Source organism: Paenibacillus silvestris (assembly GCF_009882985.1).
Lineage (GTDB): Bacteria > Bacillota > Bacilli > Paenibacillales > NBRC-103111 > Paenibacillus_E > Paenibacillus_E silvestris.
On sequence record NZ_WTUZ01000021.1, the window covers coordinates 161,848 to 187,810 of the forward strand.

Sequence of the window (25,963 nt, forward strand, 5' to 3'; positions counted from 1 at the left end):
TATTTTCACCAAGGTTCATAGCCAAAACCAGTGGTAGAATAACCAGAATAGGTATGCTGATGCAGCTCTGAAATCAACCCTGTTTTTTTGGCGGAGCTTACAAGTGCACCCCCTCTAGATGTGTTATATGCATTTAGTTCTACGACTCCCTCTAAAAAATGGATATGTGTGCCGTTTTGCAGCGGAATGGCAGGACCGGTCGTTCCAAAGTAATTATGATAATGCCCATATCTAATCCCAGTAATTCCTTGATACTGATGAACATGCCCATCATAGGCAGTGCCATTCACATTAAAGGTATACAAGCGTAATAAATGATTATGCTTGAGGGTGTCCGAGGACATGACATTAAAAAAATGCACATGAGCAGGCGGAACATAACTAGACAACACAAAACCCCCTTGGATTGCAGGATATGGTTCATCCTATTCCAAGAGGGTTAACGTCATGACTGCGGGAGCGGGTATAGCGGTGATTGACCAATCTTCATCTTTTTATCATCATAGACGCGCACTTCGACTTGATGAGGCTTATCGGTATCGAGGATAGGATTCTCCTTATCCGTCAAATCAACATACAAAGTATCTTCTCCATCAAAATTAGACTTAAACAGCTTATCGTCAACGTACACATTGCAGGACGAATAAAAAGGCTTGCCTACAACCTGTAGCTTGTTACCGCTGCGATTTATTTTCGTAATGACAGGATCTCCATATCCAAGCACATAACCTGGTTGAACAATTGTGTCCTTGAAACCTTTGGCTTCATAACCGTAGCGTCCACCAAATAAATTGTCGTACTGCAGCTTCATATAATCGCTAAGATCACTAGTTGTAATATTATATATGTCCCACATGTCATTTGGCGGAATCACCGGAATCTTTTGAGATAAATCATACAAATAATCGGTGTAGTAACTACCTTTAACGCCAGCCATATGAAGAAGCTTAGGACCAAGGAACGAAGGACTCATCTTGAGATTCAACTGTTCTTGTTCCGCAGGAAGGAAATTGTTCCATATTAGGAATGGCGTGTAGTGTGTTTTTGTATATAAATCAGGATCGTTTGGAAGCACATACTTCGCATCGCGGTACACTTTGTAATCCTCTTCAAAAGAAGGAAAGTGGTCGCCAAAAAACAGCAGAATCGTTGGCTCAGATTTTTTGGAGTAATAGTCCACCAACGACTGAAGCGCCTTATCAGTTCCATTAATCCCCTGAGCATATGTTTCCAAAATCCCCTTGGACTCAAAGGAAATATCCCCCGTTACTTCAATCGTGTTTTTGTTGAACTTTCCTGGTTTGTAAGGATGATGATTTTCCATCGTGTTTGCAAAAATAAAATCTGGCCCTGCACTTTTTTCAGTTTCCTCAATAATCTTTTTCACTACAGCCCGATCCGCATAGTTCGGTCCTTCAAAATCATTCGGGAAATACTCGCTGGAAATAAAACGCGAAAATCCAAAATCCATATACACTTTACGGCTATCAAAAAAGTAACTGAAGAAAGGGTTGATTGAAGTCGCTGTGTACCCTTGTCTAGTCATAATGCTTGCGAGTGAGTCAACGCCATGATTCATATACTGGATATAAGGCAATATTTTATCAGGAGATTTCCCGAAGAATCGCATGGAGTTACCGGACAATACCTCGAACTCTACGTTTGCCGTACTGCCGCCAAATTGGGGGGACATCATCCAACCGCTTGTGTACGTTTTTTGAAGTTGATGCAAGTTAGGGATCGGATCACGACTAAACGTTACGTTTTTCATAAGTGTTGGATCCCAGAAAGATTCTCCAAGCATGACAATGATATTTGGTTTTTTATCACTTGCTGCTGGCTTCTCTGGAATTTTAGCTAAAATGGCATCAATCGCTTTTTTACTATAATTATCAGGCTTGGCTACATTCAGAAAACCTAACATTTGTACAGAAGAAAAAAGGTATCCATTTTCATCATAGGTAATTGTTTGATCCCAGGGGACCGTGTAAATGCCGTAAAGATTCATGAACGGAATTGGTTTGTCTGCATAAAGGCTTGTCGCCATAACGATGGCTATGACAGCATAGATGCTGCGTTCAATCCATGTAAACTGGATGCGATGGCGGCGCAACGCCAGATGAAATAGCAAGACGAGCAATACGAGAAAGATCGTAACAAATCCGAGTATTCGGAGATTGAGATACCCTTTCAGAAAAGGGATGTACGCAATAATTTGATTGTTAAAATAAAGATCCCATGGGTAATAAGGAGCTCCAATTGCCTTTAATTTGCTGCCGCTTATTGCACCAAGCGGCAGAAGTACAGCGCAAAGCAACCAAAAGGACAACCGGCTTTTGCCAGTAACGGCAATGAGGAAAAGATACAAAGTTCCCACAACAAAGTAGGCAAGTACTACGGAAAAGGGATGGTTCGTCGCCCATTTGAGGAGCTCTTCATACGAGCCGCGATCTAAATATTCGACCATGCCCATCAGAAAAAAAGGCAAAATCACAATCATGATACGGGAAGATAGATGCTTGAGCCAAGGAAGTAAAGTGGTCATTGAAGTAACTCCTGTTCGATTTATGCAAGTCCATTCGTTCATTATCTTATATCTGGATGAAAGAAGGAAGATATCCCTTGACAGTTTAAACTATAACAATTATCATTACAGTTAATTGTAATGTAAAAGTTTACAGATAACGAGAGAAAATTGGAGGTGAAACCATGCAACACGTTGCTTCTGCAACAGATGAAGTGGCACAAGAGAAGGTTATAGATACTAAAAAGGCTGTGCCATGGATTATTTTTCTTATCTTTTTTGCTGTACTGAACGAAACAGTTTTCAACGTTTCCACACCCGAAATCGCTAAGCAGTACGGGATTACACCGACTGGAGTTAGCTGGGTACTCACCACGTTTATCATCTTTTTTGGGATTGGCTCCGTTATCTATGGGCGATTGTCCGATATTTTTTCCCTGAAAAAACTGATCGTTGCCGGAATCCTCATTTATAGTGTTGGATCTGCGCTGGGCTTTGTACTTCAGGCTTGGTATCCGGCAGTCATTTTCGCTCGCGCTGTGCAAGGAGCAGGGGCTTCAGCTATTCCAGCCCTCGTTATGGTCGTTGTTGCACGCTATTTTTCACCGACAGATCGAGGAAAAGTTTTTGGGCTTTTAACTTCCACCGTATCCTTTGCCATTGCGGTAGGACCAGTAGTAGGTGGATTTGTTTCCTCATCACTCCACTGGACGTATTTGTTCATCATTCCTTTATTCACCCTGATTTCAATCCCATTTTTCAATAAGATTTTACCAGAGGAAAAACGTAAAGCAGGCAGTGTAGACATTTTAGGTGCTGCACTTGTAGCATTTTCTGTCGCTGGAATAATCGTCTATTTATCTTTCCCTCATTGGTACTATTTGGCCGCGAGCTTAGCTTTATTCATTTGGTTTATCACTCACATTCGTAAAGCAAACGATCCTTTTATAGAACCGTCATTATTCCGGAATAAGCTGCTTCGGGGTGGTTTAATTGTTGGATTCCTCGTATTTTGTACGGTCATGGGGATCATGTTTGTCATTCCGCTCATGTTAGCCAAAGTGAATGATCTAAATACGAGCACAATTGGACTTATTCTGTTCCCAGGTGCGATGTGTGCCGTGATTTTTGGTACGATTGGCGGAAACTTGGCGGACAAAAAAGGCAATAACTTTGTTGTCTTTATCGGCCTAGGGCTTCTAGTAATCAGCTTAGTGGCAATTGCTTTCATGGTTGGTCATTCGCCATGGTTCATTGCTGCGGCACTTCTCCCTACTTATGTTGGCTTCTCCTTCGTGCAGACAGCTCTGGCGAACCGTGTCTCATTGACGCTGAGTGTAAGTGAGACTGGGGTGGGGATGGGGCTCTTCAACCTCATCACCTTTATCTCGGGTGCTGTAGGCACAGCGCTTGTAGCCAAATTGTTGGATGGCGGCATGATGGAGTTTTACAAGAATCCGGCTTTGAATTCTTTAGCAGCCATCCCATACAGTAATCTGCTCATCATTTTCGCGGCAGTCGTCATCATTAGTGGAATGTTTTACTTGCGAATATTCACTAAAAAAGCATCAGCACAAACATCAGAGACTGCAGCAGCCTAAAAAACGTAAATACAAACAAGAAACGCAAATACAAACAAAAAACCGACAGCTTTTCATAGCGAAAAGCGAGTCGGTTTTTTGTTTAGCTTATTTTTCGTTTTCGTTTTCGTCAGGCTGCTCAGCACTAATCTGCTGCAAAGCTTGCAGGAATGTAGCGGCCGGCTGTGCACCAGTAAGCGCGTATTTCCGATTGATCACAAAGAAGGGAACGCCAGTGACGCCAGCTTGACTAGCGAACTCAAGATCATCTTCAACCTGTTCAAGGCCTTCCTTCGCTTCCAAAAGCGCAGCTGTTTTCTCGCGATCCATACCGATCTGTTCTGCAGTGGTCAGAAGCTCATCCAACTTGCCAATGTCTTTGCCATCTTCAAAATAAGCTTTAAATAACGCATCTACCAGTGTTTTTTTTAACTCCCCTGGCGCAATAGCGATCAGCTGGTGAGCTTTTAGCGTATTTGGCATTTTCTCAACTTTGGAGAAATCAAAATGCAAACCGGAAGCCTTGCCTGCTTGAGTGACTTGCTGCAGCATGCCATTTAACCGGTCCTCGTCTGCTCTTACCTTTTGGCGCATAACCTCGCGGAAAGGAGATCCTTCTGCAGGGGTGTATGGATCTAGCTGGAAGGCGCGAAAGTGAATTTCCACCGGTTCATTTGTAAAATCGGCTAGCGCATCCTCCATATTCTTTTTGCCGATCCGGCACCAAGGACACACAATATCTTCAAAAATCTCTATTATCATAATTAGGTCAGACTCCTTAAATGAAATAATAGTTACTATATTTTCATTATAACTTATCCGATTAACTAATTCATCTGCCTGAATCTTTCTGGCGTGAGACCTACGTGCTTACGGAAGCTGGCTACAAAATGACTCGTATCACGAAAACCAACGTTCTTAGCCACTTCCTTGACTGTTTTCGCAGGCTGGTGAATTAGTATTTCTTTGGATTTACGGAGCCTCATGCGAATTAAATAGGAGTATGGCGATAGCCCGAATGCGTGCTGAAACAACGTGTTCATATGTCTAGGTGTTATGGCTAAGACTTCAGCCATTTCTTCAAGACTTGTATCGGGGTTCTGATAATGGGTTTCAAGCCATATCAATAAAGGCTGCAAATGGGCAATTTGATTGCGAATCGAGGTACGGTTGTTGACCTGACCATGTTTTTTTAGCTGGATAAAAAAATGATATAAATCAGCAGATGCATCATACCCAGAGTACTCAGAACCCGCATCCATATTATTAATGATTTGACCAATTACCTTCTGCATTGGACCATATAGATCCCATCTGTAAACCGCAGATTCCAATAAATCTAAAGTGCTTAGGATAGACTCTATGCATGCTCCGCCAAAGGTGACGTACTGCGTACACCATTGCTCCGTAATTGCATAGTAAGTGTGTGGAACCCCGGGAAGCATGAAAACACCCGTGCCTTCCGGCAGTACATATTTTTTCCCATCCAGCACGAACTCCCCTTCACCAGCATAGGTTTGAAGCCAATGATAACAAGGGAAGCCCTCAGGCCTAACCAGCTTTTCCTGATCTTCATGATGTCCAATACTCTCAATAAAGATTGGAAACGGTTGCGCCGTGGAAGGCGTTAATTCGTATCTTTTGTGCATGAGTACTTTCACCTGTTCCATTTTATTATATAAGGATGTAAAAATATTATATTTTAAGATGAAAAATAATCCAATACAATGGACTTATTCTTATATTTTTAATCAAATTAGATGAGGTGGCAGCATGATCAATGAGAAACTCCCCAAAATTTGGTACGGCGGAGACTACAATCCTGAGCAATGGGATAAGGAAATCATAGATGAAGATCTACGCATGTTTAAGCTTGCTGGAATCGATGTAGCGACCGTAAACGTTTTTTCATGGGCCAAATTGCAAAAGAATGAAGATACATATGACTTTGAGTGGTTAGATGAAATCATCGACAAGCTTTATGAGAAAGGTACTTACGTATGCTTAGCTACAAGCACGGGGGCTCATCCAGCTTGGATGGCTCGTAATTACCCGGATGTGCTTCGTGTTGATTTCGAAGGAAGGAAACGTAAGTTTGGTGGGAGACACAATTCCTGTCCTAACAGTCCTACCTATCGTAAATATTCCTCGCTCCTCGCCGAGAAGCTAGCAGAACGTTATAAGGATCATCCAGCTATCTTAATCTGGCACATTTCAAATGAATATGGTGGGTATTGTTACTGTGAGCAATGTGCGGACGGTTTCCGCGGTTGGCTTCAAGAACGCTATACGACACTTGAAAAACTAAATAAAGTTTGGAACACAAGTTTCTGGGGTCATACTTTTTATGAGTGGGAAGAAATTGTTTCCCCTAATGCTTTGTCTGAAGAGTGGGGAGTGGACAACACCAACTTCCAAGGCATTTCACTGGACTACCGCAGATACATGTCAGATAGTATGCTAGAGTGCTATAAGCTTGAATACAACGCTATCAAAAAACATACGCCAGATCTCCCAATCACTACAAATTTAATGGGATTATACAAAGAATTAGATTACTTCAAATGGGCCAAATATTTGGATGTGATCTCGTGGGATAACTACCCTTCCTTGGACACGCCAATCAGTTTAACGGCTATGACGCATGACCTGATGAGAGGGCTCAAACAAGGCCAACCCTTTATGCTGATGGAACAAACGCCAAGCCAGCAGAATTGGCAGCCCTACAACTCACTTAAACGTCCTGGTGTTATGAAGCTTTGGAGCTATCAAGCGGTGGCACGCGGTGCAGACACAGTCATGTTTTTTCAACTTCGTAGATCGGTCGGGGCATGTGAAAAGTACCACGGAGCCGTCATCGAGCATGTCGGTCATGAGAATACGCGAGTATTTCGTGAGTGTGCTGAGCTTGGTTCTGAATTACAAATACTTTCAGATAAGCTGCTGGATGCCAGAGTCGAAGCGAAAGTCGCCATCGTATTTGATTGGGAAAACCGTTGGGCAGTTGAGCTTTCCAGCGGACCAACCGTCGCGCTTAAATATGTAGATGAAGTCCACAAATACTATGACGCGCTCTTCCAGCAAAACATACAAGTAGATATGATAGGGGTTGAAACCGATCTATCTAGCTATGACATCGTCATTGCACCAGTTCTCTATATGGTTAAAAAGGGTTACGCAAAACGGGTTGAAGACTTCGTTCATGAAGGAGGGACATTCCTCACCACCTTCTTCAGTGGTATCGTCAATGAGAATGATATCGTAACCTTAGGCGGTTATCCTGGTGAGCTACGTAAAGTACTTGGGATATGGGCAGAAGAAATCGATGCCTTGTTCCCTGATCAGTCCAACCAAATTGTTATGGGTGAACAGTGGGGAGAACTGAATGGTGACTATCCATGTGGCGTACTTTGTGATCTAATCCATTCAGAAGGCGCAGAAATCAAAGCCGTTTATGGCAGTGATTTCTATTCAGGAATGCCTGCCCTTACCGTAAACAACTATGGCTCAGGTCAAGCCTGGTATGTAGCAACAAGCCCAGACCGATCTTTCTTGCAAGGACTCATTAGCAATTTGTGTCAAGACAAGGGGATTATTGCGCCAATAGCACCTGTACAAGGCGTAGAGGTATCAACTAGGTCTCGAAAAGCGGACAGCTATATATTCCTTCTGAATCACAATGATATTGAGACGACTGTTGATTTAGGTGCTCTCAAAACTACAAATATAATAACCAATAAACAGATAGAAAACACCATCACACTCCCAGCAAAAGCAGTCAAAATTCTAAAAAAACATTAGCAATCTATTGAAATACCTCTGTCGCTTTTAAGGATAGAGGTTTTTTTGCATTTTTGGTATAATTTCACGTATAGTAGGTTCAAAGGGGAGGTGCAGAGTGACCGAACAACAGCAGCTGTTTATTTGCTCAGATTCAATTGGAGAAACCGCCGATGCCGTTGCCAGAGCCACCGTTCGTCAATTCAATTCCGAACAGATGAGAATTAAACGTTATGGTCATATCAGCCAACAAAGTGAAATCGTTCAAATGTTGCAGGAAGCAGCTGCAGCCGGAGGCTTTGTTGCCTATACATTCGTGCAACCCGAGCTTCGTGAAACCATGAAAAATGAAGCACATCGTTTAGGTGTGCGAACCGTTGATATAATGGGACCGATGTTGGAAGCATTTTCAGAAACGTATGGACACCTACCGAAGCGCAAACCTGGCTTATTGCACGAAATGGACGCCGATTACTTCCGAAGAGTAGATGCTATTGAATTTGCCGTCAAATATGACGATGGCAAAGACAACCGCGGCATGCTTCAAGCCGAAGTTGTCCTTATCGGTGTTTCACGCACATCCAAGACACCACTAAGTATTTACCTAGCACACAAAGGAATCAAATCTGCTAACCTTCCTATCATCCCAGAAATAAAGCTGCCGCCTGAGCTTTTCAAAATCCCTAGCAAACGCATCATTGGCCTCACCATGGACGCCAACCAAATCCTGCAGATTCGTCTTGAACGCCTCAAAGCAATCGGCCTTCCGGATGGTTCCCAATACGCTACCTTCCGTCGTATCCAAGAAGAACTCGACTATGCAGAGTCTATTATGAAGCAGCTCAACTGCCCCATCATCAACGTAACCAACAAAGCAATTGAAGAAACAGCAGGAGTTATCCTAGATCTAGTTTCATTCAGATAAATAGCCTTACCCACAAAAGATGCCCTATGAACTCTCTACATGTTCAACGGCATCTTTTTTACAAATCGCGTGCGCACTTATACTACTTCTAAACCCAGTCCACACCCATCGAACTTCAAACTACCAATCCACCAATCCACGCCGATCCTACATCCACCTCTACACTACCTAGCTCACCTTTTACCACACCAATTCATCAATTCACACCGCACCCACATATAGCCCCGAGCGTAACCTAACCAAGCCATCAGGCCGTACTCATATACACAACTAGCCCAAAGCCATCCCAACCACCCTAGCCACCAACCCATATCCTATCCCACCTAACACCACGCTACCCCAACTGCGCCAAACTATCGTTCATATCCATAGCCCCAAATAGCCCGAATCACCCCAACCGCACTAAGCTACCGCTCCATACCATGCCCCCAAATAGCCCGAATCCCCTAACCGCCATAAACTATCGCTCCATACCCATATCTCCACTCAGACCCGAGTCACAAAGCCTCCTCAAACTAAGTACGTCTCCGTACTATATACCCTTATAGAGCATAGCCGTCCCCAAGCGCACAAGTTACCGTAACGTTACCAAGATTCACATCTTAACCCGATTCCCCCGAACCACACTAACCTATCGATCCGCGTGTAACGACATCTACATCTACATTTGTTCCATACGCATAGAGCGTCAATCTAGCGACCCAACCCGACCACAACCGCACCGCACCAACACCAACACCAACACCAACACCAACACCAACACCAACACCAACACCAACACCAACACCAACACCAACACCAACACCAACACCAACACCAACACCAACACCAACACCAACACCAACACCAACNNGCACCAGTGACCTGTAACCGCTCTCATTTGTGGATGGAAATAATTTGAATTAACATAATCTGTCGTATCTGCAAAAGCGTAATACTGTCTTAAATCATACTATCAATTGCAATGGATCCAGGCATCAGCTAATCTGCATCTTAGTCTAATTGCATATACCACAGAAATTGTAATTTACCGACATATCCTATTAGAAAAAGTGAGTGAATCATAGAAAATACTTCCATTTAGAATGTATGTTTGGTATAGTAGAAATAGAAACACACGTTCGATTTCGGGGTGGGAATATGGAACAGCAATATATGGATATGAGTTCATACACATTTCGTACGGAAGATGAATGTGAGGAGTACTTATTGAAGATGCGTTGGGCAAATGGGTTTTGTTGTCCGCGTTGTGATCATAATGAGGCTTTCCAGATTCGAACTCGTAAATTGTTCGAATGCAAAGAGTGTAGAATGCAGGTTTCTTTAACCGCGGGGACAATCATGCACAAATCGAAGCTCCCTTTATTACTGTGGTTTCAAGCCATTCAATTTCTAATTAAAGAGGAAGTAGAGTGTACAGCAAGCGCACTATCCCATGCTCTTGAAATTAATTATAGAAGCGCACAATTATTGTTGAAGAAAATTCAATTTGCATACGAGTATACTCAAAATAGAACTAAATTACTTAATAAACCTGAGATTTCCACCCCTGATTCACAAAAACCTGATAAAACTCTGCCTCCTGAAGACTCTCACCAATGTGAACAAACTCAAAAGAAATCTTTGACTTGGGATCTACAATTGTATCTTGAATCTAAATTAAACAGACTTAACACTAAGTTAACGATATATAATAGGGGTTTAAGCAATCCTCTATTAATTAGTTATATCAAAGATCAGTTCAATGGTAGGCATTATTCTGTTAACTTTTTTATTAAGTGGATCAAAATGGCGATATCTACTTATTTTTATCCTACATTTCTGAAATGTTTTCATATTCCTGAGTAAGGATTCCTACGATTTGACCCCAATCTGTTTTTCAGGCATGATGGTACAGTAACATGTTCAGTAATTCAGTAAATTTTGATTGAGGGAGAGAGATGCTATGAAAAGGACGCTGCAAGCTCCTATTCATTTCTATCGAAAATTTATTTCGCCACTAAAGCCGCCAACCTGCCGATTCTATCCCACATGTTCTCAGTATGCACTAGAAGCTATTGAAGTCCATGGTCCCTTGAAAGGGTCTTGGCTATCTATGAAGCGGATTTGTAAATGCCATCCATTTCATCCAGGTGGAATTGATCATGTGCCACCGCCGGCGGATAAATTAGTTCATAACGATCAGTCAGCTTGACAGGTGGCTCTTTTTTTCGATATATTTGCCTTATGATGTTATATATGGATTCGATGAACGGATAAGTACAAACGGAGGCCTATGAACAGAGAGCCGGGGAAGGTGAAAGCCGGTATAGGAATAAGTTTGGAAGATGGTCCCGGAGAATAAGCCTTCGAGCGGCTCAGGCTGCGTATTAGAGTGATAATACGCGTGAATGGGAGTAAGCTGGCTTCGTGTCCCAGCGTTAATGGGCAAGTCGTTATAGACTTACTGAGCCCCGGGCTTGTGAAAGGCGGGGGAAACTGGGTGGTACCGCGTGAGTTCAGCTCTCGTCCCAAGATGGATGAGGGTTTTTTGTGTTTTCTACTTTTAGCTAGGAGGAATTTTGGATGACAACGAAATCAAAAACGTTTTACATCACGACGCCCATCTATTATCCAAGCGATAAGCTGCACATCGGTCATGCCTACTCAACGGTGGCAGGCGACGCTATGGCGCGCTACAAAAGACTTCGCGGCTTTGACGTAAGGTACTTAACGGGTACAGACGAACATGGACAAAAAATTGAACGAAAAGCGCAAGAGAAAGGAACAACACCGCAGGAGTTTGTAGATGGTATTGTTGCTGGGATTAAGGATCTATGGAGTAAACTCGACATTTCGTATGATGATTTCATCCGTACGACAGAAACTCGTCATAAGGATGCGGTTGGAAAGATTTTTCAAAGACTGCTTGATCAAGGTGATATTTACCTAGGAGAATATGAAGGCTGGTATTGTATTCCGGATGAGTCCTTTTTCCCAGAGAGCAAGCTTGTTGATGGGAAATGTCCGGACTGTGGGCGTCCCGTTGAGAAAATGAAGGAGCAAACCTATTTCTTCCGGATGAGTAAGTATGCTGACCGCTTGGTGCAGTATTATGAAGAAAATCCGGATTTTATTCAGCCAGAGTCTCGTAAGAATGAGATGCTTAATAATTTCATCAAGCCAGGACTTGAGGATTTGGCAGTTTCTCGTACGACATTTGATTGGGGAATTAAGGTCCCTGGCGATCCTAAGCATGTGATTTATGTATGGATTGATGCACTTTCAAACTATATTACTGCACTAGGATATGGCTCTGATGATGCGAGTAATTTTGAAAAGTACTGGCCTGCTGATGTTCACTTGATGAGTAAGGAGATTGTTCGTTTCCATACGATCTATTGGCCGATTATGTTGATGGCGCTTGACCTGCCACTGCCGAAGAAAGTATTCGCTCATGGTTGGCTGCTAATGAAAGATGGCAAAATGTCGAAGTCCAAAGGGAATGTTGTTGATCCTGTGACATTGATCGACCGCTATGGGTTGGACGCGCTTCGTTATTACTTGATGCGCGAAGTGCCTTTCGGGGCTGACGGAACATTCACGCCGGAAAGCTTTGTGGAGCGAGTCAATCATGACCTCGCTAATGATCTGGGGAATCTGCTTAACCGTACGATCGTTATGATCGATAAGTATTTTGCTGGCACGATTCCCGCGTATGTGGCGGGGGCTACCGAATTCGACGACAGTCTCTTGGAGACTGTTCAAACGACGGTAGCGAAGTACGAAGAAGCAATGGAAAAAATGGAGTTTTCCATTGCGCTTTCCGCCGTGTGGCAGCTGATTAGCCGCACGAACAAATACATCGACGAGACTCAGCCGTGGTCGATGGTGAAGGATGAAGCCAACCGTGAAACACTTGGCTCCGTCATGTATGTGCTGGCTGAATCCCAGCGCATCTCGTCTGTTCTGCTGCGTCCTTTCATGACGAAGACGCCGCAACTGATTTGGCAGCAGTTAGGCTTAGCTGCCGAGGATCTGCCGCGCTTAACCGCATGGGAAAGCGTGCAATCATTCGGGCATCTCCCAGCGGGTACTACCGTTCAAAAGGGAGATCCAATGTTCCCAAGATTGGACGCACCGGCAGAAGTTGCGTACATTGTTGAAGCTATGGGCGGAGGAGCAGCAAGCACCGCCGAAGAAGTGAAAGAAGCAGCAGCACCTGCGGCGGCGGCTTCAGCAGTGCCCGCGCCAGAGCCTAAGGAAGAAATCGGGATCGACGATTTCGCCAAAGTGGAGCTGCGCGTAGCTCAAGTAATTTCGGCGGAGCCAGTGAAAGGCGCCGACAAGCTTCTAAAGCTGCAGCTCGATCTAGGATATGAGCAGCGTCAAGTTGTTTCGGGCATCGCGAAGTTCTATACGCCCGATGAACTGGCTGGACGCAAGGTCATTTGCGTCACCAACCTCAAGCCGGTCAAGCTGCGCGGCGAGATGTCTCAGGGCATGATCCTCGCGGCTTCGCACGGGGACCAACTGACGCTGGCCACGGTTCCGGATTCTATGCCTAACGGCGCGATTGTGAAATAATCAAGGCCACAGCCTTTCCCTATTTTTTCATAGGGCAAGGCTGTTTTTTTATCGTATGGGGGTTCATATAAGTGGGGTACTCTAAGGGAAACTAACCACGGAGTGATAAAGATGAGAGCGAGATATTTGTTGAAGTTAATCTGCATTTCGGTGATGGTTCTTGTTTTAACATCTTGTTCTATTTTCGGCGGAGGTTCAGACAAAAAGAAAGAGGAAGAGAAAGCTAAGAAAGAGTCTAAATCCAAGGCATCGAGCGCGAAAAAAGAAGATGATAGTATTATTAATCAGGAGTTAAAAAAACAATATCAGATGTACAATGAGATTATTCAATATAAGGTGAAGCAAGAGAATAAACTGTTCAAGCAATCGGAAGAGCGATATAAGAAATTGAAAGAGCAAAGTGACAAAGCATCAGGTTCCAAGTCTGAAGAGGGAGCCGATAAAGAAGATAAGAGTTCATCTAAAGATGATTCTGACAGTTCAAAAAAGAAAGAAGATCAAAATAAGCAGTAATTGAATTAAGGCCATGCTGTGACAATTCACAGCGGGTCTTTTTATTTTGCCCATAAGATGTATTGACTTCAAGTAGGGGGACTCGTATAATCAATTCGTTAATAAAAATTATTACGATTTAGAACATGGGTGGAGTGATTATAATGATACGTTCGAAATGGTTCATGTCCATAACCGTCATGGTTATTTTAACTGTTATATTGGCTGGATGCGGTACTGCTGCAAGTTCAAAAGCTAAGCTTGTTCAAGGGAAGGTTAATGTAGTAACTAGCTTTTATCCCTTATATGAGTTTACAAAAGCAATTGGCGGAGAATATGTGAATGCAATTAACTTGGTTCCAGCTGGTGTTGAACCCCATGATTGGTCGCCGAAGAGCAGAGACATCAAAAATATGTCGCAAGCTGAGGTTTTCGTCTATCAGGGGGCTGGATTTGAGGGATGGGTGAAAGATTTTCTAGGAAGTCTATCACCAGATTCAACTTTAAAAGTAGTAGAAGCTAGTAATGGGGCAGCTTTAATCAAAACTTCCGAAAATAAAGAGGAATTCGACCCTCATGCATGGCTTAGCCCGTTAAATGCTGTGAAAATGGCTAATAATATTAAAACGGCGCTCATTAGCGCAGATCCAGCACATAAAGATGCATACGAGCAAAATTATGCGAACTATGCTGCGAAATTAACTGATTTAGATGCTCGATATAAAAAAGAGCTGGGGCAAACTTCGAAGAAAGAAATCGCCGTTTCTCACCAGGCTTTTGCTTATTTATGCAGAGACTATGGCTTGACGGAATTGTCTATCATGGGACTGTCGCCTGACGCTGAGCCTACCGCTCAAGATCTTAAGAATATGAATGAATACATCAAAGTGCATAACTTGAAATATATATTCTTTGAAGAGCTTGTATCCGATAAGTTGGCAAAGACGTTAGCCAAGGATGCTAATGTAGAAACAATGGTATTGAATCCGCTTGAAGGCTTAACGGAAGAGCAAGCTAATGCTGGCGAGGACTATATTTCGATTATGGACAAAAATTTGAAAAATTTAGTGACTGCCTTACAATAGAAGGGTAGTTCATTACGAGTCAGGGGTTATAAAAATGGAGATAAGCCATAAAGATTTCTGTCACAAAAGTATCGTGTCTATTGATGAGGTTTCCTTTTCTTATGAACATAAAAAGGTCATTGATAAGCTTCGTTTTAACGTGCTTGAACGAGATTTTGTTGGTGTTATTGGCTCTAATGGCGCCGGCAAAACAACTCTGCTCAAAATGCTTGTAGGGCTACTTAAGCCTACAAGCGGGGAGATCAGGTTGTTTGATAGTCCGCTAAGCCAGTTCAAGGACTGGGAACGCATTGGCTATGTTCCGCAAAAAAATGCTTTCAATCCGTTATTCCCGGCTACTGTGCGAGAAATTGTTTTGTCAGGGATGTACTCGAAGAAGCGGATCTATCGCAGGTTATCCAAAGCTGACCTGCAAAAAGCGGAAGACGCGATGCTTGCAATGCGCATCGAAGACTTAGCTGACCGCAAGATCGGCCAGCTGTCAGGCGGACAACAGCAGCGCGCTTTCCTCGCGCGCGCGATTGTGAACAATCCCGAGCTGCTCATATTGGATGAGCCTACGGTTGGGATTGATGCTGAGTCGCAGCTCGGATTTTTCCGGATGATCCGTCACATGCACCAGCATCATCATATGACGTTCATCATGGTGTCCCACGACATGGACATGATGCAGTCTTATTTAGGTACAGAGCCGCAGCAAGTTAGCGGCGGCATAAAGTTTCATGTGAAGCATACCCATGATCCCGAGGATTGCCGAGAAACGAATTTGACACATTCGATCGGCCAGATTCGCGAGATGATCGGAGTTCAGTAAGGAGCGGGCATTTTGGACATATTCTCGGAGTATTTTTTTCAACGCGCTTTAATTGGCGGTATATTGATTGGCCTGACAGCGCCATTAATGGGCGTTTTTCTTGTCCTTCGGCGATTGTCGATGATCGGGGATACACTCGCCCACGTTTCTATTGCTGGGGTCGCCCTTGGATTTCTCATTAACGTGTACCCGCTCGGTGTAGGGCTTGTCTTTGCCTTGTTAGCATCGTTCGCCATTGAACGTCTGCGCAAAGCCTACAAAACGTATGCAGAGCTCTCTATCGCCATCATTATGTCTGGCGGCGTAGCGCTGGCTACGATTCTTTTTACGCTGGGCAAAGGCTTTAATATGAATGTTATGAGTTATTTATTCGGAAGCATCTATACACTGGATCGCCAGGATCTATGGGTTGTTCTCGGTGTATCCGTTCTTGTTGTCGGGGTTATTGCGGTTCATTTTAAAGAGTTCTTTCTCATGTTTTTCGATGAGGATGCAGCTAGCGTAAGTGGACTTCCACTTAAATATTATAATATGATGATTACGATGCTTACTGCACTCGTTATTTCGGTTGCTATCAAGATTGTAGGTGCACTGCTTGTTTCTTCGTTGTTGACGATTCCAGTCGCATGTAGTTTGCTAATCGCAAGAAGCTTCAAACACTCCGTCATTTTGGCCGTTATTTTTTCAGAAATTGCGGTTGTCATTGGGCTGGTTGTTGCAGGCGTTTGGGATCTCGCTCCAGGTGGGACTGTTGTGCTTACACTCATTGCCATGCTGATCGGGATCATTTTAAAAAGAGGATTGAGGATTTAACATGGACTCTGTTAATTTATGGATTGCTTTATGGGCGGGGATTGCATCCTTCATTTCGCCTTGCTGTTTGCCATTATATCCTTCTTATCTTTCCTACATAACAGGAATCTCCGTAAGTGAATTAAAATCCGGTGAGACATCTTCCCAGGTGCGCAGGCAAACAATGCTGCATACGTTAAGTTTTATCGTTGGATTTTCAATCATTTTTTATGCGTTAGGCTTAACGGCAGGATTTTTGGGGAATTTCTTCATTGATTATCGTGATTTGCTTCGGCAAATTGCTGCGTTGTTGATATTTATCATGGGTTTATTCCTTCTTGGTGTTTTCCAACCACAGTGGTTAATGAGAGAACGCAAGCTGCAGATTAAGTTTCGTCCCGCGGGATATATCGGCTCAGTGCTGGTGGGGATGGGATTTGCTGCTGGATGGTCTCCTTGTGTAGGACCAATCTTATCGGCAATTCTTGCTCTGGCTACAACGGAGCCTGGCACATGGTTTCAGTTAACGACTGCCTACTCGTTAGGTTTTGCGATTCCGTTTTTTGTACTCTCCTTTTTCATTGGCTCCACCAAATGGATTCTGCGTTATTCCAACCTGATTATGAAAATTGGAGGGGGTTTAATGGTTGTGATTGCGGTTTTACTTTATACAGGTAAAATGACGCAGATCACACTTTGGTTAAACACCATAACCCCGGATTGGCTGAAGTTTTAACAATGAATGAGCAATTAGTTAAGTGAAATACTCAATTTTGGCTTGAGGGAATTTATCAAAGATTTGTTCTGTGATAAATTCCCTTAAGGCGTTTGCTTGTTCATCTGGATATACGTATTTACCTTGTCCCCAACGGCCCCATTTGTATTTTCGTTTTTCTTCGTCCATTTCTAGTTTCGTTTTCGGATATCTTTTTTCGATGACGTTTTTGGCCGTTCTTGTGAACCGGTGTTGAATCATTTCAAAGGTTAAATCTAGCGTTGCTTCGGGTGGAAGCTCTTTATGAAGCCGTTCCAATAGTGTGGCATAACCCTCTTCCCAGCCGTCGTGCCAAATGATGGGGGCAATGATAAAACCTAGCGGATATCCAGCTTGGGCCACCTTACCAGCAGCTTCAATTCTTTCGTGAAATTTGGAAGTACCTGGTTCAAAATTTTTAATCACATAATCCGCGTTCACACTAAAGCGAAATCGAGTATGTTTATTGTGTTTGGCATCTAGAAGCGGCTCAACATGATGGTATTTCGTTACAAACCGCAGTCGCCCGTGCTCCTGCTGTCCCATGAATTCGATGAGCTGTTTTAAGGAGCCAGAGATATGCTCCAAACCAACAGGATCTGAGGTACAGGCAGCTTCAAAACGGGTGATTTCGGGTACTCGTTCATCAATATATTTTTGAGCGGCGCCTAGAATATCATCCATATTGACGTAAACACGAATGTAGGGCTTTGCCCCTAAAGTGGTTTGGAGATAGCAGTAGTGGCAGTGCCCCATACAGCCTGTAGCGATAGGAATCGCATATTCGGCAGATGGTTTTGAAGTGTCGAATTTAAGTGTCTTGCGAATGCCGACGACCAATGTTCTTTTGGCTATGCGGTATTTTTCAAGTTCGGTATCACCAGGAAGATCGCGTATTTGATTATGTGACGTTGTCATCTGAATCTCTAACCCTTGCTGCTTAGCCCATTCATAGATCTGCTGACCCTTGGTATAATTCATCGCGTCAGGCTCAAAATAAACAAGCTCTGGCACGAAAACGGTTGTGCTAGGTACAGGTCTAGTAAGTATTTCTGTAGACATGGAAATCTCCTTTCAGCCATTCGGGATGAAGTTCGTTCCTGATAATTAGTGTGCCAATGTACAGAGTGGATGAACCATGGGATATTTGACCGCATCTAGGTTGATGGATTATGATAGGTAAGCAAGTGGCAGGAAATAAAGGAAAGCAGGGGGAAATAAAGCAATGGCTACGCCTAGCATGGAAGACTATCTGGAGAGAATATATAAACTCATAGACGAGAAAGGTTACGCTCGTGTCTCCGACATTGCTGAAGGGCTTGAAGTGCATCCCTCCTCCGTGACGAAAATGATTCAAAAGCTGGATAAAGACAATTATCTGATCTATGAGAAGTACCGCGGACTTATGTTAACTCCAAAAGGTAAGAAAATGGGTAAGCGATTAGTTGAACGTCATCAACTGCTCGAAAATTTCTTAACAATCATTGGTGTCCAAGAGGACAATATATATAAGGATGTTGAGGGAATTGAGCATCATCTAAGCTGGGATTCCATCACATGTATCGAGACTTTGGTCGAATATTTCCGCAGAGATCCAGGTAGGACAGATGAACTCTTGAATGTTCGTAAAGAAATAGAAGCTGATAATTAGGACAGAGGCCGCAACCCGCGGCGCTCTGTCTTTTTATTGTGCATAGAAACAAACTGCCCCCGCATACATAACAAAGTAAGCCCTTTTGTATGATTTGGGGGAGGGGTCTCATATGTTAATCAATGGCGTGTTTGAAGGTGGAGGCGTCAAGGGGATAGCGCTCGCCGGCGGTGTCAGTGCAGCGATGAAGCAGGGGCATGTGTTCCATCAAGTCGCAGGTACAAGCTCTGGAGCGATTGTAGCGGCTTTACTAGCGGCAGGCTATACCGGAGAAGAGATGAAAGAAATAATCTTCAGGACGCCATTCAAAACGTTTATGCAGCGATCACTAATTTTTAATACCAAAATCATCGGGCCGGCAGCGCGGCTGCTGATCAAGAAAGGTCTCTACTCCGGTGAAGCACTGGAGCAATGGGTGTCGGGCTTGCTTGCTGCCAAGGGCATCCGCAACTTTGGTGATTTGAAGCACAATCAGCTGCGCATTATTGCTTCGGATATTACGCAAGGCAAGCTGCTTGTGCTGCCTGAGGATATCGCGCAATATGGCATTGATCCGCGGAAATTTTCCATCGCCAAAGCGGTACGGATGAGCACGAGCATCCCTTACTTTTTTGATCCGGTCATGATCCGCCGGCAAATAAAAAGCTCTGCGAAGGCAGCGCCATTCGCAGAGCAGTTTTATTATATCGTGGATGGTGGGTTGTTAAGCAATTATCCCTTATGGGTGTTCGATCGGGACACTGATCGTGAAGATATCATTCCCGTTATCGGCTTCCAACTCGTTGGTAAAAGTGAAACGCCCACGCACACAATCAAAGGGCCGATTACGATGCTCGAAGCCTTGTTTGGAACGATGCTCAGTGCGCATGATGAGCGGTACATTGAGATGAAAAACCGTTTCCGTACGGTTAAAATCCCAACGCTCGGTGTGGGGAACACGCAATTTAATTTATCAAAGGAATTGAGTCTAGCGCTGTATGATTCGGGATATCAAGCTGCCCAAGACTACTTTAATAAATGGTCCGCCCAAACCTATGAAGAGAATTATCTGAAATACGTGCTGCGCGTTCCGACAAAATGACGAGTTTGATTAATGATACTTCGGAAAATCATCCGGCTCTGAGTCTTTTGTTCCATTGATTACGCGAAACTTTGCGTTTTTCCTTTTTGGCTTGGATGGACCGCGGCCAATGGAAGGTTTTTTCCAACGAGATGGCGGAAATTTGTATAGAAGAAATATAAGCCCTAATACGAGAATTGGAATGAAAAAAGATGGCAAATTTACCAACAATCCAATCGCAATCAAAACACCGATAGCGATCTCGACCGGCGAAAATCTTCTTCTCATGCCCGTCCCTCCATTATTCTTTTTTCTGCTTCACGCATCCGGTTAAAAGAAGCGATGGAAACTTCAACTTGGCTGTCTTCAGGTTCTTTGGTAGTCAGCAGTTGAAGCCATAGTCCCGGGTAACCCAAGTAACGTAGAACCGGTACTTCGCGAAGCGAGTTCGTGAATCTTAGTACTTCATAAGAAACCCCGATAACAACTGGGAGCAGCACTAAGCGCTGTAAAATACGCTCAACATACCCATCATAGTGAAGGAATGAGTAGATAACGACGCCGATCAATACGGTAAAAACAATGAAGCTGCTGCCGCAACGGTAGTGCAGCGTATTGAACTTCTGTACATTGCTGACGGTAAGCTCGACGCCGGCTTCGTAGGCGCTGATTACTTTGTGCTCAGCTCCATGATATTGGAACAGTCTGCGAATCATAGGTGTTAAGGATATGAAGTAAATATATCCTACAAGCAAGATGATTTTGATAACACCTTCTATAAGATTATGAAGAATTTGATTGCTAAATACATTCCCAAACAAAAACTGTTCAATGATTGCAGGGACTAGTGTAAATACAAATTTCCCAAAAAGGAACGATAATACACCCACAACCGCCACACCAAGAATCATTGAAATATTGGAGAAGAAGCCAGGCTTCTCATCTTTGGCCGCGGACTTGTTCTCACCTTCTTGTTCAGCGAAGGATTCTGCTGAGAAATTAAGATGCTGAGCACCTTTGGCGCTGGATTCTATAATGCCGACAATCCCTCGGACTAACGGGATTTTCTTGAGCGTTTGTACCCAAGGGATATCTTTCCTAGGGACCTCTAAGAAATCAAGTGAGCCATCTTTCTTGCGCACGGCGGTTACATGCACATTTCTTCCTGCGAACATGACGCCCTCAATGACGGCTTGTCCTCCGTAAATACTGTTTTGTTCTGCCATGAGATCCACCTTCTTATCCTTCTCGAATTCGGTTTTTCGTACTTTCCTATTGTAACGGATTCAGGGTTTGAATGCTACCGATAACGGTAGAACATACTATTCTTACCTGTGAATGGCGTGCAATATCTGTAGAGAAAGGAAGATAAAGAGAGATGAGTGAGAAAAATATGGGGGAAATGAAAACAAATCGTTGGCTTTTCGTCATCTATATTGGCTTTTTTGCTGGATTCATTTGGGGAGCCATGAAAATAATTGAACACTATTTTAAATTTAGCAATATCGTGGTGGGTTTTCTTGTTGAGCCTTTTTTCAAGCATGATTTTCTTTTGACCTGGCAGGGAGTGCTCATTGGGTGGGGCTTTTTCACGGTATTTTCCATTATCGCAGCCTTCATCTATATGGTCACCATGTGGAAACTGCAATCTGCTTGGTGGGGAATAGGGTACGGTGCACTCTGGTGGGCGGCGATTTATTTATTGATCGGGCCACTGGCGGGGATGACATACTGGATTACGGATCTGGACCTGAATACCATTCTGACTGATCTATGTTTATTCCTGGTGTGGGGAATGTTTATTGGCTATTCAATCGCGATCGAATACACAGATACAAGAACAAGACAACCTATACACAAGACATGAAAGTTATGGTAAAATATCAAAGGTTAAATAGGCGATAAAGTCTGTCTGTCGACTGAAAAATGCTGGGGAGTGATTCCTGTTGAAAAAGGTTCTTGTTATTAACGGGCCCAACCTGAATATGCTGGGCATACGTGAACCTGGCGTGTACGGAACGGTGTCTCTATCCGTCATTATTCAAGGCTTGACTGAATTAGCCGAAGTTCTTTCGGTTGAGATTGAGAGCTTCCAATCGAATCATGAAGGCCATATTATTGATAAAATTCATGAAGCCTTTGGCACGAAGGATGGTATTCTTATTAATCCAGGCGCATTTACGCACTATAGCTACGCCATTCGCGATGCGCTGTCTTCCGTTCAATTACCTACCGTTGAAGTTCATCTATCGAACATTCATAAGCGCGAGGAGTTTCGTCATCACTCCGTCACCGCACCAGTGGTTATCGGTCAGATTAGTGGATTCGGTGTGCAGAGCTATGAGCTAGGCTTAAGAGCACTACTAACCCATATGCAATAAAAGAAGAAGGAATGGTGATTTCGATGCAGGAGAAACGTATTGAACGTCTTCGCAAGGTTATGCAAGAGCAAAATTTACCGGCTGTACTCATCACGAACGCATATAACCGTACATATGTATCTGGATTCACCGGTTCTTCCGGCTATGTTCTTATAACGCTAGACCGTGCAATTCTTTTGACAGATTTTCGTTATATGACGCAAGCGCCTCAGCAAGCGAAGCTTTTTGAAGTCGTTGAGCATAAGGCTAAAGTAATGGACGCTGTCAAAGAACTTTTGAATCAACAAGGAATTGCACAGCTTGGCTTCGAACAAGGGGATGTGTCCTATGGTGACTTCTTAAGTTATCAAGAAGCATTACCGGGCATCCAGCTATTGCCGACTGCGAAGCTCGTCGAGGGCATCCGCATGGTCAAAGACGATGCGGAATTGCAAGTCATGCAGGAAGCTGCAGATCTGGCTGACCAAACTTTTTCGCACATTTTGTCCTATATCAAGCCAGGCGTGAAGGAACTCGATATTGCGCTTGAAATTGAAATGTTTATCCGAAAAAATGGCGGCACCTCGACTTCGTTTGAAACGATCGTGGCTTCCGGCGAACGCTCCGCTCTGCCTCATGGCAAAGCAAGTGATCGCGTGCTCCAAATAAACGAATTTGTCAAATTAGATTTTGGAGCGTATTATAAAGGGTATTGCTCTGACATCACAAGAACGGTTATGCTAGGAAAGCCCACAGACAAGCATAAAGAAATCTATGATATTGTTCTGGAAGCTCAACTCACTTGTTTAGCCAATCTCAAACCTGGTATTGCAGGCAGAGAAGGCGACGCATTTGCACGAGATGTTATCGTGAAGCATGGCTATGGCGATTATTTCGGTCACGGTACCGGACATGGTTTAGGCATGGAGGTTCATGAATCTCCGCGCTTGTCGAAAACCGAGGATACAATTTTAACTCCTGGTATGGTGGTTACGGTGGAACCTGGCATTTATCTCCCTGGTTTTGGGGGAGTTCGAATTGAAGATGACGCAGTAATTACTGACACCGGCATTAAAATACTTACAAGTTCTACAAAAGATTTTCTTATTATTGACTAGCGGAGGGATTCACAAGTGATATCAGTAAATGATTTCAAAACAGGACTTACCATTGAAGTAGAACATGATATTTTTACAGTTCTAGATTTCCAACACGTTAAACCAGGTAAAGGCGCTGCATTCGTGCGCTCCAAGCTGAAAAACCTGCGCAACGGCAACACCGTTGAGCGTACGTTCCGTGCAGGTGAGAACGTGGGTCGTGCACATATCGAAAACCGTGAAATGCAGTACCTGTATGCTAGCGGCGACGAGTTCACGTTCATGGATACAGAAACGTATGATCAGTTCAGCCTTTCCCGTGAGCAATTGAAATGGGAATTGAACTTCCTTCTAGAGAACATGAACATCAAAATTTTGAGCTACCAAGGTGAAATTCTAGGGATCAATCTGCCGAAAAGCGTTGATTTGAAAGTTGTAGAAACAGAGCCGGGCGTTAAAGGCAACACAGCTCAAGGCGCGCTTAAAGGTGCTAAAGTGGAAACAGGACTTGTTGTTCAAGTTCCACTATTTATCAACGAAGGCGACGTGCTTACCGTTGATACGGAAGATGGCCGTTATATCTCCCGTGCCTAGTTTCAACTAGGGCAAGCCTCTCTGACTTTGACAAGTCAGAGAGTTTTTTTGTTTTGTGTGTGCAATTTTTCACACAAAACCACATTTTATGCTATAATATTGAATTGTTATGCACTAGTATGCGTTAGGAGTGGGTCAGCTTTGTCTCTAATAGTGATGAAATTTGGCGGTAGCTCTGTCGGTGATGCGGAGCGAATGAAACGTGTTGCAAAAAGAATCGTTGAGCGAAAGCAAGCAGGTCACAGCTGCGTTGTTGTCGTATCTGCGATGGGAGATACAACGGACGAACTTATCGACCTGTCTAAGCAAATTTACGATGGAGCCCCACCGGCTCGTGAAATGGATATGCTCTTAACGACAGGAGAGCAGGTTTCTGTAGCCCTCTTATCGATGGCGATACATAGTTTAGGGGAACAAGCGGTGTCTTACACCGGTTGGCAGAGCGGTATTTTCACGGAAGATGTTCATGGAAAAGCAAGAATTACTGATATTCAACCTGTGCGTGTTCTGAATGCGCTAGAACAAGGCAACGTCGTAATTGTAGCTGGTTTCCAAGGGATGAGCGAAGCCGGAGAAATTACAACGCTTGGCCGCGGCGGTTCTGATACGACGGCTGTTGCTCTTGCTGCTGCAATCAAAGCAGATCTTTGTGAGATTTATACCGACGTAGATGGTATTTACTCAACAGATCCGCGCATTGTGAAAGTAGCGAGAAAGCTGAGTGAAATTTCCTACGATGAGATGCTGGAGCTTGCTAATCTGGGGGCTGCGGTTCTTCATCCAAGAGCAGTGGAATATGCCAAAAATTATAACGTTACCTTGGTGGTGCGTTCCAGTTTTACTAACAATGAAGGTACCAACGTGAAGGAGGAAGCAGTGATGGAGCAAGGAATCGTTGTCCGTGGCATCGCCTATGACAAGAATGTGGCAAGAGTTAGTATTCTAGGTGTACCTGAGAAACCGGGTCAGCTGGCAAAAGTATTCATGGCGCTTGCCGAGGTTCAAGTCGATGTAGATATCATTGTACAAAGCGGTGTTCTCCATGGATCAGCGGATTTCTCTTTCACAACAACGCTTGCTGACCGAGAAAAAGCCTTGGATGCGATTGATTCCATCCGCGGTGAAATCGGCTTCCGTGAAGTCACTTTCGAAGTGAACATGGTGAAAGTGTCCATCGTTGGCGCTGGTATGGTTAGCACGCCTGGGGTTGCAGCTACGATGTTTAAAGTGATTTCTGACTTAGGCATCTCCATCTCTCTGGTTAGCACGTCAGAAATTAAAGTGTCTTGCGTTATCGAGAACACGAACTTGACAGAAGTCATCCAATCGTTGCATACAGCTTATGGCTTGGACACAACTGAGCAAGCATTCGTTGGCGGACCTCAAGATCGTAGATAATGTAAGGCTTAACTGAATTTATCGGATATAAAATAAGCAACTTTTAATAAAAAAGCTGTAATTCCGGCTGCCATTAAAGGGCCTACCGGAATTCCACGCAAAAAGATAATGCCAAAAATGGAACCAATGACAAGACCCACAATTAATTGTGGGTCTATTTTCAATAGCTCCAACCCTTTTCCGTTCATATACGTTGCAAGCGCTCCGCCTAGAAGCGCAATAATTCCCGGCCAAGAGGTAAATACCGACAAGATGTCTTTCACAGTGATGCGTTCGCTGGCGAATGGCACAAGGACCCCAATTGTCAGAAAGAGCAGCCCAAGTTCCAAGCCTCTTCGTTCCATGGCCGGAAAGTATCGCATTAATCCGACTAACTTCAAGGCAAGCAGCATGCAAGAAGCGGTTGTAATAATTGGAGAACGGCCAATGAGTCCAATAACAATGAGTGTAACTAAGATTATATTGCCATTCATAATCAAAACCCCTCACCC

Annotated in this window: 26 protein-coding genes; 18 read left to right on the top strand and 8 right to left on the bottom strand. The window is 43.8% G+C overall.

The features are described from left to right. Positions 1-5: 5 nt before the first annotated feature. On the bottom strand, positions 6-389 hold the full coding sequence (locus GQF01_RS19280; protein WP_161408372.1) for a YmaF family protein: 384 nt from the start codon (positions 387-389) through the stop codon (positions 6-8). A gap of 56 nt (positions 390-445) precedes the next feature. Beyond that, the gene (locus GQF01_RS19285; RefSeq protein WP_161408373.1) at positions 446-2,545 is read right to left on the bottom strand and encodes an LTA synthase family protein; all 2,100 of its coding nucleotides are present in this window, start codon (positions 2,543-2,545) and stop codon (positions 446-448) included. Between the two features lie 164 nt (positions 2,546-2,709). Here GQF01_RS19285 and GQF01_RS19290 point away from each other — a divergent pair, with 164 nt between their 5' ends. After that, entirely contained in the window at positions 2,710-4,125 is a 1,416-nt protein-coding gene (locus GQF01_RS19290) for an MFS transporter (RefSeq protein WP_161408374.1), read from the top strand. A gap of 87 nt (positions 4,126-4,212) precedes the next feature. On the opposite strand, the gene GQF01_RS19295 is transcribed toward GQF01_RS19290, so the two are convergent. Beyond that, the gene (locus GQF01_RS19295) at positions 4,213-4,866 is read right to left on the bottom strand and encodes a DsbA family oxidoreductase (RefSeq protein WP_161408375.1); all 654 of its coding nucleotides are present in this window, start codon (positions 4,864-4,866) and stop codon (positions 4,213-4,215) included. A gap of 65 nt (positions 4,867-4,931) precedes the next feature. Continuing rightward, entirely contained in the window at positions 4,932-5,753 is an 822-nt protein-coding gene (locus GQF01_RS19300; RefSeq protein ID WP_161408376.1) for a helix-turn-helix domain-containing protein, read from the bottom strand. Positions 5,754-5,877: 124 nt separating this feature from the next. On the opposite strand from GQF01_RS19300, the gene GQF01_RS19305 reads away from it, so the two are divergent. The 10 genes from GQF01_RS19305 (at position 5,878) to GQF01_RS19350 (ending at position 17,294) form a co-directional block, all read left to right on the top strand. Next, on the top strand, positions 5,878-7,905 hold the full coding sequence (locus tag GQF01_RS19305; protein WP_161408377.1) for a beta-galactosidase: 2,028 nt from the start codon (positions 5,878-5,880) through the stop codon (positions 7,903-7,905). A 97-nt stretch (positions 7,906-8,002) separates the two neighbouring features. Continuing rightward, on the top strand, positions 8,003-8,809 hold the full coding sequence (locus GQF01_RS19310; RefSeq protein ID WP_161408378.1) for a pyruvate, water dikinase regulatory protein: 807 nt from the start codon (positions 8,003-8,005) through the stop codon (positions 8,807-8,809). A gap of 1,140 nt (positions 8,810-9,949) precedes the next feature. Continuing rightward, positions 9,950-10,657 carry a transposase gene (locus tag GQF01_RS19315; protein ID WP_235960036.1) on the top strand — a complete coding sequence of 236 codons (708 nt, stop codon included), beginning with the start codon at positions 9,950-9,952 and terminating at the stop codon, positions 10,655-10,657. A gap of 97 nt (positions 10,658-10,754) precedes the next feature. After that, on the top strand, positions 10,755-11,003 hold the full coding sequence (yidD, locus tag GQF01_RS19320; protein WP_161408380.1) for a membrane protein insertion efficiency factor YidD: 249 nt from the start codon (positions 10,755-10,757) through the stop codon (positions 11,001-11,003). A 371-nt stretch (positions 11,004-11,374) separates the two neighbouring features. Continuing rightward, complete coding sequence (metG, locus tag GQF01_RS19325) at positions 11,375-13,375, top strand: methionine--tRNA ligase (RefSeq protein WP_161408381.1); 2,001 nt, start codon at positions 11,375-11,377, stop codon at positions 13,373-13,375. Between the two features lie 150 nt (positions 13,376-13,525). Then, the gene (locus tag GQF01_RS19330; protein ID WP_161408382.1) at positions 13,526-13,888 is read left to right on the top strand and encodes a hypothetical protein; all 363 of its coding nucleotides are present in this window, start codon (positions 13,526-13,528) and stop codon (positions 13,886-13,888) included. A gap of 164 nt (positions 13,889-14,052) precedes the next feature. Beyond that, positions 14,053-14,952 carry a metal ABC transporter substrate-binding protein gene (locus GQF01_RS19335; protein ID WP_235960040.1) on the top strand — a complete coding sequence of 300 codons (900 nt, stop codon included), beginning with the start codon at positions 14,053-14,055 and terminating at the stop codon, positions 14,950-14,952. Positions 14,953-14,986: 34 nt separating this feature from the next. After that, a complete protein-coding gene (locus tag GQF01_RS19340; RefSeq protein ID WP_161408383.1) occupies positions 14,987-15,766 on the top strand; it encodes a metal ABC transporter ATP-binding protein in 780 nt (259 codons plus the stop codon). Positions 15,767-15,778: 12 nt separating this feature from the next. Continuing rightward, positions 15,779-16,579, top strand: coding sequence for a metal ABC transporter permease (locus GQF01_RS19345; protein WP_145655490.1), 801 nt, complete (start codon positions 15,779-15,781; stop codon positions 16,577-16,579). A 1-nt stretch (position 16,580) separates the two neighbouring features. Further along, the gene (locus tag GQF01_RS19350) at positions 16,581-17,294 is read left to right on the top strand and encodes a cytochrome c biogenesis CcdA family protein (RefSeq protein ID WP_161408384.1); all 714 of its coding nucleotides are present in this window, start codon (positions 16,581-16,583) and stop codon (positions 17,292-17,294) included. Positions 17,295-17,312: 18 nt separating this feature from the next. Here the strand turns inward: GQF01_RS19350 and splB are convergent, their stop codons facing one another. Beyond that, positions 17,313-18,374: a spore photoproduct lyase gene (splB, locus tag GQF01_RS19355; RefSeq protein ID WP_161408385.1), complete on the bottom strand. Its 1,062-nt coding sequence runs from the start codon at positions 18,372-18,374 to the stop codon at positions 17,313-17,315. Between the two features lie 163 nt (positions 18,375-18,537). Between splB and mntR the strand changes: the two genes are divergently transcribed. Both mntR and GQF01_RS19365 read left to right on the top strand, forming a co-directional pair. After that, positions 18,538-18,963 carry a transcriptional regulator MntR gene (gene mntR / locus GQF01_RS19360; RefSeq protein ID WP_145655484.1) on the top strand — a complete coding sequence of 142 codons (426 nt, stop codon included), beginning with the start codon at positions 18,538-18,540 and terminating at the stop codon, positions 18,961-18,963. A 112-nt stretch (positions 18,964-19,075) separates the two neighbouring features. Beyond that, entirely contained in the window at positions 19,076-20,044 is a 969-nt protein-coding gene (locus GQF01_RS19365; protein WP_161408386.1) for a patatin-like phospholipase family protein, read from the top strand. A gap of 9 nt (positions 20,045-20,053) precedes the next feature. On the opposite strand, the gene GQF01_RS19370 is transcribed toward GQF01_RS19365, so the two are convergent. After that, positions 20,054-20,311 (bottom strand): hypothetical protein, encoded by a 258-nt coding sequence (locus GQF01_RS19370; protein WP_161408387.1) that lies wholly within the window; start codon positions 20,309-20,311, stop codon positions 20,054-20,056. Continuing rightward, entirely contained in the window at positions 20,308-21,249 is a 942-nt protein-coding gene (locus tag GQF01_RS19375; protein ID WP_161408388.1) for a DUF1385 domain-containing protein, read from the bottom strand. Before GQF01_RS19375 ends, GQF01_RS19370 begins: the two co-directional genes overlap by 4 nt. A 152-nt stretch (positions 21,250-21,401) precedes the next feature. Here GQF01_RS19375 and GQF01_RS19380 point away from each other — a divergent pair, with 152 nt between their 5' ends. From GQF01_RS19380 to GQF01_RS19400, 5 genes are all read left to right on the top strand, one after another. Continuing rightward, positions 21,402-21,890: a YqhR family membrane protein gene (locus tag GQF01_RS19380; protein ID WP_161408389.1), complete on the top strand. Its 489-nt coding sequence runs from the start codon at positions 21,402-21,404 to the stop codon at positions 21,888-21,890. A gap of 79 nt (positions 21,891-21,969) precedes the next feature. Beyond that, positions 21,970-22,404 carry a type II 3-dehydroquinate dehydratase gene (gene aroQ / locus GQF01_RS19385; protein ID WP_161408390.1) on the top strand — a complete coding sequence of 145 codons (435 nt, stop codon included), beginning with the start codon at positions 21,970-21,972 and terminating at the stop codon, positions 22,402-22,404. Positions 22,405-22,427: 23 nt separating this feature from the next. Then, on the top strand, positions 22,428-23,501 hold the full coding sequence (locus GQF01_RS19390; RefSeq protein ID WP_161408549.1) for a M24 family metallopeptidase: 1,074 nt from the start codon (positions 22,428-22,430) through the stop codon (positions 23,499-23,501). Between the two features lie 15 nt (positions 23,502-23,516). Further along, complete coding sequence (gene efp, locus GQF01_RS19395; RefSeq protein ID WP_161408391.1) at positions 23,517-24,074, top strand: elongation factor P; 558 nt, start codon at positions 23,517-23,519, stop codon at positions 24,072-24,074. A 141-nt stretch (positions 24,075-24,215) separates the two neighbouring features. Further along, entirely contained in the window at positions 24,216-25,472 is a 1,257-nt protein-coding gene (locus tag GQF01_RS19400) for an aspartate kinase (protein WP_161408392.1), read from the top strand. An 8-nt stretch (positions 25,473-25,480) separates the two neighbouring features. On the opposite strand, the gene GQF01_RS19405 is transcribed toward GQF01_RS19400, so the two are convergent. After that, positions 25,481-25,945: a DUF441 domain-containing protein gene (locus GQF01_RS19405; protein WP_161408393.1), complete on the bottom strand. Its 465-nt coding sequence runs from the start codon at positions 25,943-25,945 to the stop codon at positions 25,481-25,483. Between the last annotated feature and the right edge of the window lie 18 nt (positions 25,946-25,963).